12 protein-coding genes are annotated in these 12,199 nt (G+C 72.4%); all 12 read right to left on the bottom strand.

All coding sequences use genetic code 11. The annotated features are described in order from the left end of the window. Positions 1 to 11 precede the first annotated feature (11 nt). Positions 12 to 833: a TIM barrel protein gene (locus tag ABZ948_RS23785; protein ID WP_359762606.1), complete on the bottom strand. Its 822-nt coding sequence runs from the start codon at positions 831 to 833 to the stop codon at positions 12 to 14. 173 nt (positions 834 to 1,006) lie between these two features. Next, complete coding sequence (locus ABZ948_RS23780; protein WP_359762604.1) at positions 1,007 to 1,915, bottom strand: hypothetical protein; 909 nt, start codon at positions 1,913 to 1,915, stop codon at positions 1,007 to 1,009. A 37-nt stretch (positions 1,916 to 1,952) separates the two neighbouring features. Then, positions 1,953 to 2,588 carry an Rv1363c family protein gene (locus tag ABZ948_RS23775; protein ID WP_359762602.1) on the bottom strand — a complete coding sequence of 212 codons (636 nt, stop codon included), beginning with the start codon at positions 2,586 to 2,588 and terminating at the stop codon, positions 1,953 to 1,955. Beyond that, positions 2,585 to 3,859 carry an MCE family protein gene (locus ABZ948_RS23770; protein ID WP_359762600.1) on the bottom strand — a complete coding sequence of 425 codons (1,275 nt, stop codon included), beginning with the start codon at positions 3,857 to 3,859 and terminating at the stop codon, positions 2,585 to 2,587. Before ABZ948_RS23770 ends, ABZ948_RS23775 begins: the two co-directional genes overlap by 4 nt. Further along, entirely contained in the window at positions 3,856 to 5,157 is a 1,302-nt protein-coding gene (locus ABZ948_RS23765; protein ID WP_359762598.1) for an MCE family protein, read from the bottom strand. The genes ABZ948_RS23770 and ABZ948_RS23765 overlap by 4 nt, the downstream gene beginning before the upstream one ends. Next, positions 5,154 to 6,284, bottom strand: a complete 1,131-nt coding sequence (locus tag ABZ948_RS23760; protein ID WP_359762596.1) for an MCE family protein — start codon at positions 6,282 to 6,284, stop codon at positions 5,154 to 5,156. The genes ABZ948_RS23765 and ABZ948_RS23760 overlap by 4 nt, the downstream gene beginning before the upstream one ends. Next, positions 6,281 to 7,366, bottom strand: coding sequence for an MCE family protein (locus ABZ948_RS23755; RefSeq protein WP_359762594.1), 1,086 nt, complete (start codon positions 7,364 to 7,366; stop codon positions 6,281 to 6,283). Before ABZ948_RS23755 ends, ABZ948_RS23760 begins: the two co-directional genes overlap by 4 nt. Beyond that, positions 7,363 to 8,400 carry an MCE family protein gene (locus ABZ948_RS23750; RefSeq protein ID WP_359762592.1) on the bottom strand — a complete coding sequence of 346 codons (1,038 nt, stop codon included), beginning with the start codon at positions 8,398 to 8,400 and terminating at the stop codon, positions 7,363 to 7,365. The genes ABZ948_RS23755 and ABZ948_RS23750 overlap by 4 nt, the downstream gene beginning before the upstream one ends. After that, entirely contained in the window at positions 8,397 to 9,650 is a 1,254-nt protein-coding gene (locus ABZ948_RS23745; protein ID WP_359762590.1) for an MCE family protein, read from the bottom strand. The genes ABZ948_RS23750 and ABZ948_RS23745 overlap by 4 nt, the downstream gene beginning before the upstream one ends. Before the next feature lie 5 nt (positions 9,651 to 9,655). Next, positions 9,656 to 10,459, bottom strand: coding sequence for an MlaE family ABC transporter permease (locus ABZ948_RS23740; RefSeq protein WP_114256185.1), 804 nt, complete (start codon positions 10,457 to 10,459; stop codon positions 9,656 to 9,658). A 3-nt stretch (positions 10,460 to 10,462) separates the two neighbouring features. Next, positions 10,463 to 11,233 (bottom strand): MlaE family ABC transporter permease, encoded by a 771-nt coding sequence (locus ABZ948_RS23735; protein WP_359762587.1) that lies wholly within the window; start codon positions 11,231 to 11,233, stop codon positions 10,463 to 10,465. Continuing rightward, complete coding sequence (locus tag ABZ948_RS23730; protein WP_359762585.1) at positions 11,230 to 12,159, bottom strand: ABC transporter ATP-binding protein; 930 nt, start codon at positions 12,157 to 12,159, stop codon at positions 11,230 to 11,232. The genes ABZ948_RS23735 and ABZ948_RS23730 overlap by 4 nt, the downstream gene beginning before the upstream one ends. Between the last annotated feature and the right edge of the window lie 40 nt (positions 12,160 to 12,199).

Raw genomic sequence — 12,199 nt, 5'->3', positions numbered from 1 at the left:
GTGGATGGGGGTCAGCGGGGCAGCCAGTCGAAGGCCTCGGCGCTCGGGCGGTCGCCCGGCTTGTACTCGAGTCCGACCCAGCCGTCGTAACCCGCCTTGGCCAGCTGGTCGAGGAGGTCTTCGAGGGGCAGCGAGCCCGTCCCCGGCGCGCCGCGGCCCGGGTTGTCGGCGATCTGGACGTGGCCGGTCTGCGCGGCGTACCGCTCGATCACCGCCGGCAGGTCCTCGCCGTTCATGGACAGGTGGTACAGGTCCATGAGGAAGCGGGCGTTGCCCAGCCCCGTGGCCTCGTTGACCTTGTCGACGACGCCCACGGCCGCCGGGGCCGACACCAGGGGGTACAGCGGCGACTCGGGCTTGTTCAGTGCCTCGATCAGCAGGACCGCGCCGATCCGGTCGGCCGCCCGCGCCGCCAGGGCCAGGTTCTCCAGCGCGAGCGCGTCCTGCTCGGCCGGGTCCACGCCCTCGACGCGGTTGCCGTACAGGGCGTTGAGCGCCGTGCAGCCCAGTGAGGCGGCGAAGCCGGCGGCCACGTCGATGTTGGCGCGGAACCGCTCCGACTCCGCGCCGGGGACCGACAGGGCGCCGCGGTCCGGACCGGGGAGCTGCCCGGCGTAGAAGTTCAGGCCGGTGAGCTGTACGCCCGCGTCCTCGATCGCCCGCTTGAGGGCGTCGAGCTCGGACTGCTCGGGGGTGGGCGTGTCGGTCCAGGGCCACCACAGCTCGACCGCGGTGAAGCCGGCCGCGGCGGCGGCCGCGGGGCGCTCCAGGAGCGGGAGTTCCGTGAAGAGGATCGACAGGTTGACGTTGAAGCGCTGGTCTGCGAATCCCATCGGGGGCGGCGCTCCCTTCCTGGTAGTTCAGTTCCTGGCAGACTGTAATTCCGTATCGCGGAATCGTGTTTCTGCTTAATGGAAGATTGCCTGTGGCCGGGAAGGGCTGTCAAGAGCCCACGCGAAAAAGCGCCCCCGCGCGGGAGGCGCGGGGGCGCGTGGGCCGGGGAGGTTCACAGCGCGTCGACGGTGCTCACCTTCCAGCCCTCGGAGGTGCGGGTCAGGGTCATGCGCACCCGGTTCAGGTCCACCCGGGACCCCGTGACCTGGGTGCTTCGGGTGACCTGGTTGACGAAGAGCAGGACGACGGCCCGGTCCGCCGAGGCCGACACGACGGAGGCCGCCGGGTCGCCGCCGCCCGCCGGGTCCGCGACCGTCGCCTTCACCACCCCGTGGTACTTCCGCGCGGTCGGCCCGACCACCGCCTTCGTGGTCCTGCGGTACTCCTCGGCGAACTTCCCGGTCAGATGGGTGCGCGCCCGGGCGAAGTCGCGCTCCAGGTGCCGGTAGTCGTACGACAGGACGACCGGTGCCGCCGTCCGGGCCGCCGCGAGGGCCTGCTGCCGGGCCTGCCCGGCCTGCCGTCCGTCCAGGTACTGGCGGCCGAGCACGGCACCCGCGACCAGACCGGCCAGGAGCAGGACGGCGAGCGCGAGGGCGAGCGGCCTCCGCCACAGGCGCGACGCCCCCGCACCGGCGCCGGCCGCGTCGGCGGGCTCGGCCACGGTGGTGTGCTCGGCCACGGTGGTCCGCTCGGCCACGTCGGCGGGCTCGGCCGCGGTGGTGCGATCGGCCGTGGCGGTGCGCCCGGCCGGGTCCGTGCGCCCGGCCGGTCCGGTCGGCTCGGCCGCCGCCACGGCCTCCGCGAACTCCCGTGACGGCTCGGGCGGGTCGTCCCAGCCGGCGTCCGGTGCCTCGACGAGCACGGTCCGTCCGGACCGCTGCCGCTCCGGCGCCACGCGCTCGGTGCGTTCCGCGTGCTCCCCGCGCTGCGTGCGCTTGGCCGCCGCGCGGGCGGCCGCGGTCATGGTGCGGCGGGCGGGGGAACCGGCGCCGCGGCCTCGGGTGGTCGGATTCGCCACGGTCTGTCTCCTCGGGGCCTCGATGCGGGACGGGTGGTCAGCCGACGAACTCGACGTCGGAGGTCAGCCAGCGGCCGCCCTCCAGGACGAGGTCGAGCTGCAGGCGGTACGTGCGTGCCTCCCCCTTCGGCACGGCGGTGTTGGTCACCTTGCTGTCGGCGACCACCAGGACCCGGGCCGTCCGCGCGCCGGAGCGCACGAGGCCCGCTTCGAGGACCTGGCCCTCGGACACCGACTTGTTCCGGGCGACGAGCTCGGTCAGCTCCTCGGTCTGCGCGGCGAACTGCTTCTTGAAGTCGCCCGTGGCGCCCTTCAGCACGTTGCCGCTGTCGCGGTCGTAGCGCCGGTAGTCGAGCGAGGTGAAGTTCAGCGCCGACTGCCGGGCCGCCGCCAGGATGTCCTGGCGGCGTTGTTCGGCCGCCCGCTGCTCGTGCACCTGGAAGCCCAGCCAGAGCGCCGACGCCGTGGTCAGGACGGTCGCCGTGGCGAGCCCCGCCGACAGCGCCCGCCGGCGCCCGGCCGGCACGGCGCGGTCCCCGGCCGGCGCGGCGCGTTCCCCGGCCCCGGGCGCCGTGCGGCGACGGGTGTCCGCCCGCCCGGCGATCAGCCGCCGCAGCGGTCGCACGGCCCGCGGGAGCGGGCCGCCGGTCAGCGGGCGAAGGCCCCCGCTCATGCCATCGGTCCGACGAGCAGCCATTGCCACGAGTCCTTTCCGAACACGGTCTGTTCGCCGCCCGTCGAGCCGATCTCGACGGGCGTTCCGTCCGGGCCGGTGGCGGTACCGGTCTCCGGGTCGTACGGGGCGACGTACGCCGCCCGGTCCGCGCCGCCGGAACGGCCCGGGGCGCCGGGGGCGTTCTGGGCGCCGCGCACCGAGGTGTCGCTGCCGCGCGGGGCGGTGCAGCGCGCGTCGGTGTTCGCCGGGCGCCTGCTCGTGTCCGAGGGGTCGCGCCACCGCGTGTCGTACCCCTGGGTGCAGGCCGGCGGGTCGTCGGCGTTGAGGACGAGGCCGAAGTGGGTGGTCCCGTCGCCGGGGATGACGGTGTGGCTGCCCGCGACCGCCACCGGGAAGGTGACCAGGGCCTGCTCCACGCCGGGCAGCCGGGCCAGTGTCACCTGGCCGCCGCTGATGAGGTTGGCCAGCAGGACCGGCAGGTCCGGCCGGAGGGACTTCAGCAGCGAGTTGACCTCGACCCCGGCGGGCGGCGCGTTGCCGATCAGCCGGCGCAGGTCCCCGTCGCTCGACTTCAGCTGAGCGGTGAGCGCGGCCAGGTCGCGGGAGAACGACTTGATGGACGAGCCCTGGTCGGTCTGCGTCTTGAGCACGGTGCGCGAGTCCTCGATGAGCCTGATCGTCTCCGGCAGCGAGTCGGACGCCGACTCGACGAGCGCGTTGCCCGAGTCCACCAGGCGGCTCAGCCGCGGCCCCGTCCCCGCGAAGGCCTCGCCCAGTTCGTCGACGGTGATCCGCAGATCGTCCCGGCCGACGGAGTTCACCAGCCGGTCCAGGCTGACGACCATGTCCGTGACGGGCAGTGGCACCCGGGTGCGCTCGCGCGGGATCGTGCTGCCGTCCAGCAGGTATGGGCCGCTGGTGCGGCGCGGTTGCAGGTCGACGTACTGCTCGCCCACCGCCGAGCGGTTCGCCACCACCGCGAGGGTGTCCGAGGGGATCCGTGGCGCGCCGTCCTCGATGTCCAGGGTCACCGACACACCGGAGGCGGAGAGCCGCAGTTCGCCCACCCGGCCCACCGGCACGCCGCGGTAGGTGACCTCGGCGCCGGAGAAGATGCCGCCGGAGTCGGCGAAGTCGGCCCGCACGGTGTAGCCCCGGTCGAGCAGGCCGTCCACCAGGCCGGTGTACTCGGCGCCGACGTACGACACGCCGACGGCGGTGACGGTGGCGAAGGCGAGCAGCTGGGCCTTGACCGTACGCGTGATCACGGCTGTATCCCCTTCAGCAGGAGCTCCGCCAGATCGAGGTCGATCCCCGGCGGGAGGCGGTGGGAGCCGGCCGGAGGGCCGTAGGCCGCGGTGCACACCGGCGGACACAGGGGACCGCCGTCCGAGGGGGCCGAGGGCTCGACGGGCGTGTCCGGCAGGTCCGGGGTGTCCGGCGCGGTCGGCACCGGCACCCGGGGCACCTCCGGGAGCTCGGGCAGGTCCGGCGCGTCGGGCAGTTCCGGGGGCTTCGGCCCGCCGGAGCCGCCGCCGTCGCGGGGCTCGTCGGCGAGGTTGCCGTACAGGCCCGCCAGATCCAGGTCGGCGGTCACCCTGAGGTTGACGTAGTCGCCCTTGACGGCGTCCACCGCGTTGCGCGGGAACGGGTAGGTCGTCAGCAGTTCCAGCGAGTTGGGCAGGTCGTCGCCGGCCTCGTTCAGCTGTTGCAGGATCGGGCGGAGCCGCTTCAGATCGGCGACCGTGTCGTCCCGCGAGGCGTTGACCACCTTCGTGCCCGTCTTGCCGAGTTCGGACAGGGCGGTGAGCATCTTCGTCAGGTCGCGCCGCTGGTCGGCGAGGACCTTCAGCGCGGGCGGCATGGTGTCGACGGCCGTGGCGATGGTCTTCTTCTCCTTGGCGAGGCGCTCGGCCAGCCGGTCGATGCCCTTGAGCGCGCGGATGATGTCCTTGCGCCGGCCGTCCAGCCCGCCGAGGAAGGTGTCCAGTTCCCCGAGCAGCGACTTGACCCGGTTCTCGCGGCCCTCCAGGGCCTTGTTCAGCTCCACGGTGATCGTCTTGAGCTGGGCGACCCCGCCGCCGTTGAGGAGCGCGGAGAGGGCGGACAGCACTTCCTCGACCTCCGCGTTGCGGCCGCTGCGGGACAGCGGGATCAGGTCGCCGTTGCCCAGCCGGCCCACGGGGGCGGTGCCCGCAGGGGCGGACAGCGCCACGTACTTCTCGCCGAGCATGCTGGTCTGCCGCAGCTCGGCGACCGCGTTGCCGGGCAGCTTCACGTGGTCGGCGACCCGCAGCCGGACCCGGGCGTGCCAGCCGTCCAGCTCGACCTTCTCGACGGCGCCCACCGTGACCTCGTCGACCTTGACCGCGGACTGCGGCACCAGGTCCAGGACGTCCCGGAACTCGACCGTGACGTGGTAGGCACGGCCGTCCGCGGCGGCGCCGCCGGGCAGCGGCACGTCGTACCAGCCGTTGAAGCCGCAGCCGGTCAGCAGCAGCGAACCGGACGCCGTCCAGGCGACCAGCCGGACCGTGCGCGGCGTATTCCTGCGCGGGGTGCTCATGCGCGGCCCTCCAGGATTCCGCCGAGGCTCCGGTCGACCGTCCCGGCGCCCGGCACCGCGGGGGCCTTCGGCACCTCGGGCAGGGAGCCGAAGAGTTTCCTGAGTTCGGCGCAGTCGGGGTTCCGGCCGCCCTCGTCGCCGGTGGTCCGGAGCAGGGAGCACAGCAGGGCGGCCGGGTCCTGCGGATGCTGTGCGTTGTTGCGGGTGTCGAGGGTGCCGGCGGCCGGGTTGTAGGCGTTCTGCAGGTTGGACAGCCCGGTGGGCGCCACCTCCAGCAGCTCCTCCAGGGCGGCCCGCTGGGTGACGAGCACCTTGGTGACCTTGCTCAGGCCCTTGACGTCCGCGGCCAGCGTCTTCTTGTTCTTCTTCACGAAGTCGGCCACGTCACCGAGCGCCTTCGCCAGGTACTTCAGTGCCGCCGCGAGGTCCTTGCGCTCCCCGGCCAGCTGCCCGGCCACCTCGGCGAGGCTCTTGTTGAACGACCGCACGTCCTGGTCGTCGGCGGCCAGCGCGGCCGTGAAGACCTGGAGGTTGCGCACGGTGCCGAACAGGTCGCCGCGGCCGTCGGACAGCGTGGTGACCGCCCGGGAGAGGTCCTCCACCGTCCGGTTCAGGTTCCGGCCCTGCCCTTCGAGGTTGTCCGCGCTCACGCCCAGCAGTCGCGCCAGGGAGCCGTCCTGGTTGGCGCCCTTGGGGCCGAGCGCCTCGGACGTGGTGTGCAGACTGTCGAAGATCCGGTCCAGTTCGACCGGGACGGCGGTGCGCGACTCGGGGATGACGGCGCCGTCCCGCAGCACCGGGCCCTTCCGGTACACCGGCAGCAGCTGCACATACCGGTCGCTGACCACCGAGGAGTTGATGATCGCCGCCTGCGCGTCGGCCGGCACCCTGCGCTCCTGGTCGTATTCCAGCTCGACGCGCACCCGGTCGCCCTCGGGCGTGATGCTCCTGACCTCGCCGATGCGGACGCCGAGGACGCGCACGTCCGAGCCGGGGTAGATGCCGACGGTGCGCGGGAAGTAGGCCGTGACCCGGACCGGGTCGGCCTGCGGCCACAGCACGACGGCGAGCGCGGCGGCGACCGCGAGCGCGGTGACCAGGGCGACGGCCTTGAGACGTCCGGTCATCGGGTGCCTCCCGTGCGTGGCACCACCGGAGCGGCCACCAGGTTCTGGACGTAGGAGTCGAACCAGCGGCCGTTGCCGAGGGTGTTGCTGAAGACCCGCACGTACGGGGCGAGCAGCCGCACGCTGCGGTCCAGGCTCCGCTGGTTGCGTTCGAGCATCGCGACGAACGTGTTCAGGCCCTTCAGGGCGGGCCCGATCTCCGCGCGGTTGTCCTCGACCAGCCCGGAGAGCTGGATGCCGAGGGCGGCGGAGCTCTTGAGGAGCCTGTGGATCGCGGCGCGCCGCTTGGCGATCTCCTTGAACAGCTTGTCGCCGTCCTCGACCAGCGCGGAGAAGTCCTCGGAGCGGTCGGCCAGCACCCCGGTGACCCCCTTGGCGTGGTCGAGGAGCTCGCGCAGCTCCTTGTCGCGCGAGGCCACCGTCCGGGAGATCCTCGACAGCCCCCTGATGGAGGCCCGCACCTCGGCGGGCGAGTCCCGGAAGGTGGTGGAGACGGTGTCCAGGGCCTTCGCGAGCCGCTCCGTGTCGACCTCCTCGGTCGTGGTCGTCAGGTCGCTGAAGGCCTGCACGACGTCGTACGCCGACACGGTCCGGCGCAGCGGGATCTCGCTGCCCGGCTCCAGCCGGCCCGGCCCCTCGGGGTGCAGGGCGAGGTATTTCGCGCCGAGGATGGTCCTGACCCGGATGGACGCGCCGGTGTCGGTGCCGAGGCCGGGGTCGCCCTTGACCTTGAAGGTGACCTGGACGTGGTCGCCGTCCAGGCCGACCTCCTCGACCTTGCCGACCTTGACCCCGGCGATCCGCACCTCGTCGCCCGGCTTGAGCCCGCCCGCCTCCGAGAAGGCGGCGCTGTACGTCGTGCCGCCGCCGATGAGCGGCAGGCTGTCGGCGTTGAACGCGGCCAGCGTCAGCATGGCCAGGGCGGTGAGGCCGGCGGCGCCGATCACCACGGGGTTGCGGTCGCGGAACGCCTTCGCCCGCGGCCGGCGCAGCCGGGGCCACGGCAGCTTCGGCGGCTGGATCCGCACCTTCATCAAGGGCTCGGGGCGGCGTCGCCGCCGCCGGAGGAGACGCGGGCTCATGCGCCGCACCTCGCCCTCGCCACGTGCAGCTCGGGAGTGAGCACCTGCTTCGTCTTCGGCAGCACGATCCGGCCGTCGAAGTCGCAGAGGTAGAAGTTGAACCACGAGCCGTAGGACGCCGTCCCCGTCAGCTCGTCGAGCTTGTTCGGCAGCCGCTTCAGCACGCCCTCCACGGTCTTCTCGTTCCTGTTCAGCGTTCCGGTGAGATCGGCCAGCTCCGCGATGTCGTCCTTGAGCGGCGGGCGGGCGTCGCGGAGCAGCCCGGAGGTGGCCTCGGTCAGGTCGCCGATGCTCACCAGCGACTCCCCGATGGGTTTGCGGTCGGCGGACAGCCCCGAGATCACCCGCCGCAGCTGCTTGAGCAGCCCGGAGAAGCGGGCGCCGCGCTTGTCGAGGGTGGCCAGCACGGTGTTGAGGTTGTCGATCACGGAGCCGATCAGCCGGTCGCGGTCCGCCAGGGTCGTCGTGAGCGACGCGGTGTGCGCGAGCAGGCTGTTGACCGTGCCGCCCTCGCCCTGGAGGGTCCTGATGATCTCGGTGGCGAGCTGGTTGACGTCCTTCGGGCTGAGCGCGGCGAACAGCGGCTTGAAGCCGTTCAGCAGCGCGTCGAGGTCCAGCGCCGGCTGGGTCCGCGACAGCGGGATCGTGCCGCCGGGCCGCAGCCGGGTGCCGTCTCCCGCGCCCTCGGTCAGGGCGACGTAGCGCTGCCCGACCAGGTTGCGGTAGCGGACGACCGCGCGGGTGCCGGTGAGCAGCGGCCTGTCCTCGCGCACCGTGAAGCTGACCTCGGCGAGCGTCCGGTCCTTGATCCGGATGTCCTCGACCTCACCGACCCGCACGCCGGCCACCCGGATGTCGTCGCCCTCCTCCAGGCCGGTGACGTCGCTGAACACCGCCCGGTAGGTGTGCTCCGGGGTGAAGGAGAGGTTGACGATGGTGGCGGCGAGCAGGGCGGTCGCCGTGATCGTCACCAGCGCGAAGAGGCCGAACTTGACCAGCGGGGCGGCCGTCCGGCGTGCCGTCGACGTGCTCATGCGACGCTCACCGCCGTTCCGCGGGCCAGCGGTCCGAACAGCAGGGTCGCCACGGGCGGCACCTCGTCGGCGGGCACACCCAGGACGGGCGCCACGAGCGAGCCGACGGCCCGCTGCTCGGCGCCGGTCGAGGACACCTGGCCGGGTGGCGCGCCGCCGCTCGGACTCCCGGCCGACGTGCCGTCGTCCAGCTTGGGCTTCGGCCCCGGCACGGGCGGACTCGGCAGGCCCCGGCAGTCCGGCCCCGACCGGTCGGCGTAGCGCGGCTCCTCACCGGGCCGGTACGCGCCCTGCGGCCGGACGACCTCCAGGGTGATCCGCATCGCGCCGCCCCGGAACGCGTCCTCGGACGCCTTCTCCTGCCGCACCAGGCCGTCCAGCAGGCACGGGTACTCGGGCGAGTAGCGGGCGAACAGCTCCAGCGTGGGCCGGGAGACCCGGCCGAGGGTGATGAGCCGGTCGCCGTTGTCGTCCAGGACGCCCCGCGCGGTGCCCGCGGCCGTCGTGGTCGTCCGCAGCGCCGCGGCCAGCCGGTCCCGCTCCTCGACGAGGGTCCGGCTGGTGGTGACGGTGTTGCGCAGGATCCTCATCAGGTCGGGGGCGGCGTCGCCGTACACCTCCGCGACGTCGGCGAAGCGCGCGATGTCCTCCTCCAGGGACGGCAGATGCGGGTTGAGCCGGCGCAGATAGCCCTCGACCCGGGTCAGGTTGTCGCCGATGCGGTCGCCCCGGCCCTCCAGCGCGGTGGCGAACGCCGAGAGCGTGGCGTTGAGTTTCCCGGGTTCGACCGTGCGCAGCAGCGGCAGCAGGTCGTTCAGCAGCCGCTGCACCTCCATGCCCGCCTTGGTGCGGTCCTGCGTGATGACGTCCCCGGCGCGGATCGGCCGGGCCGGGGAGGACCCGGAGCGGGCGGGCGCCACGAGGTCGACGTACTTCTCGCCGAACAGCGTCTTGGGCAGCAGCCGGGCGTGCACGTCCGCCGGGATGTGCGTGACGTACTCCGGCTTGAGCGCGATGCCGAGCGTCGCCTTCGCACCGTCGGCGCGCACCTCGCGCACCTCGCCGACCAGCAGCCCGCGCAGCTTGACGTCGGCGCGCGGCTCCAGCTGGTTGCCCAGCGTGTCGGCCTCCAGCGTGATGCGCACCACCGGCGTGAACGCCTGCCGGTAGACGGCCACCGCGAGCGACAGCAGCAGCGCGAGCACGGCGAGGAAGGCCAGGCCGTACAGGCGCAGTCGGACGGTTCTCATCGGCCTCACCCCGCGATCCGCACGGTCGTGCTCGCGCCCCAGATCGCGAGGCTCAGGAAGAAGTCCAGGACGTTGATGGCGACGATCGACGTCCGGACCGCGCGGCCCACCGCGACACCGACACCGGCCGGTCCGCCGCTCGCGTAGTAGCCGTAGTAGCAGTGCACCAGGATGATCAGCACGGCGAAGACGATCACCTTGCCGAAGGACCAGAGCACGTCGACCGGCGGCAGGTACTGGTGGAAGTAGTGGTCGTAGGTGCCCGTCGACTGCCCGTAGTAGACGGTGGTGATGGTCCGGGCGGCCAGGTACGAGGACAGCAGCCCGACCACGTACAGCGGGATGACCGCGACGAACCCGGCGATCATCCGGGTGGTGACGAGGAACGGCAGCGAGGGCACGCCCATCACTTCCAGCGCGTCGGTCTCCTCGCTGATCCGCATCGCGCCGAGCTGGGCGGTGAACCCGGCGCCGACCGTCGCGGACAGCGCGAGCCCGGCCACCAGCGGGGCGATCTCCCGGGTGTTGAAGTACGCCGACAGGAACGCCACGAAGTTGGAGGTGCCGAGCTGGTTGAGGGCCGCGTAGCCCTGGAGGCCGACCTCGGTGCCGGTGAAGAACGACAGGAAGGCGATCACGCCGACCGTGCCGCCGACGACCGCGAGTGCGCCGCGCCCGAAGCTGACCTCGGCGAGCAGCCGCAGGATCTCCTTCTTGTAGCGGCGCAGGGTGCGGCCGGTCCAGGCCAGGGAGCGCCCGTAGAAGGACAGTTGGGTGCCCAGCTCCTCCAGCCGGTGCAACAGCGCCATGCCTCAGCCCCTCTGCGGAACGACTTGGAAGTACACGGCGGTCATCACGAAGTTCGTCACGAACAGCAACATGAACGTGATCACCACCGACTGGTTGACGGCGTCGCCCACGCCCTTGGGCCCGCCCTTCGCCGTGAGCCCCTTGTACGAGGCGACGATCGCCGAGATCGCCCCGAACACCAGCGCCTTGATCTCGGCCGCCCACAGGTCGGAGAGCTGCGCGAGCGTGGTGAAGGAGGCGAGGTAGGCGCCCGGGGTGCCGTTCTGCAGGACCACGTTGAAGAAGTAGCCGCCCGCGACGCCGACCACCGACACCAGGCCGTTGAGCAGCACGGCCACCAGCATCGAGGCCAGCACCCGGGGTACGACGAGCCGGTGGATGGGGTCGATGCCGAGGACCTGCATGGCGTCGATCTCGTCGCGGATCTTGCGTGCTCCGAGGTCCGCGCAGATCGCCGTGCCGCCCGCGCCCGCGATCAGCAGCGCGGTGACGATCGGCGAGGCCTCCCGCAGCACCGCGAGCACCGACGCGGCACCGGCGAAGGACTGGGCGCCGAGCTGCCGGGTCAGGCTGCCGATCTGCAGCGCGATGACCGCGCCGAAGGGGATCGAGACGAGGGCCGTCGGCAGGATCGTGACGCTCGCGACGAACCACGCCTGCTGGATGAACTCCCGTGTCTGGAACGGGCGCCGGGGCAGGGTCCGCACGACGTCCAGCGCCATCGCGAACAGGTGTCCCGAGTGCCGCAGTGCCCCGGTCGGTGACAGGCTCACGCGTCCGCCCCCTCTCTGCGGTGCAGCTCGGCCTCGCGTCTCGCGATCGCCTGCCAGCGCGGCGGGCGGACGATGCCGGGGCCCGGCAGCAGGCGGGGCGTCGGCTCCCGCACCACGGGCGCCTCGGTGAGCTGCGCCAGCTCCTGTTCGACCTGCGCCGCGTCCTTCTCCTCCGCCATGCCGATCGGCCCCTGCATCCGGCCGTTCAGGAACTGCCGCACGACCGGCTCCTCACTGGCCAGCAGCCGTTCGCGGGGCCCGAACATCACCAGCTCGCGGCGGAACAGCAGCCCGATGTTGTCCGGGACCTGGCGCGCCGAGGCGATGTCGTGCGTGACGATCAGGAAGGTCGCGTCGATCTGCGCGTTCAGGTCGACGATGAGCTGGTTGAGGTAGGCCACGCGCACCGGGTCGAGGCCCGAGTCGGGTTCGTCGAAGAGGATGATCTCCGGGTCGAGGACGAGCGCCCGGGCGAGCCCGGCCCTCTTGCGCATCCCGCCGGAGATCTCGCCGGGCAGCTTCCCCTCGGCGCCGATCAGCCCGACCATGTCCATCTTCTCCAGCACGATGCGCCGGATCTCGCTCTCGGGCTTGCGGGTGTGCTCGCGCAGCGGGAAGGCGATGTTGTCGTACAGGTTCATCGAGCCGAACAACGCGCCGTCCTGGAACAGCACGCCGAACAGCTTGCGCACCTCGTACAGCTCGTGCTCGCGGAGCCGGGTGAGGTCGCGGCCCTGGATCGTGATCGAGCCGCGCTCCGGCTTCAGCAGCCCGACGAGCGTCTTGAGGAACACCGACTTGCCCGTGCCGGAGGGGCCGAGCAGGACCGAGACCTCCCCGGCGGGCAGCGTCAGCGAGACGTCCTGCCAGATGACCTGGTGACCGAAGGACTTGGTCAGCCCTTCCACACAGATCTCGACACCCATCCGGTTCACCCTTCAGCCGTGGAGCAGCTCCGACATCTGC

It is taken from the genome of Streptomyces olindensis (genome assembly GCF_040645895.1).
GTDB lineage: Bacteria > Actinomycetota > Actinomycetes > Streptomycetales > Streptomycetaceae > Streptomyces > Streptomyces olindensis.
The sequence above is the reverse complement of the archived record's forward strand: the minus strand, read 5'-3'. Positions and strand labels throughout refer to the sequence as shown.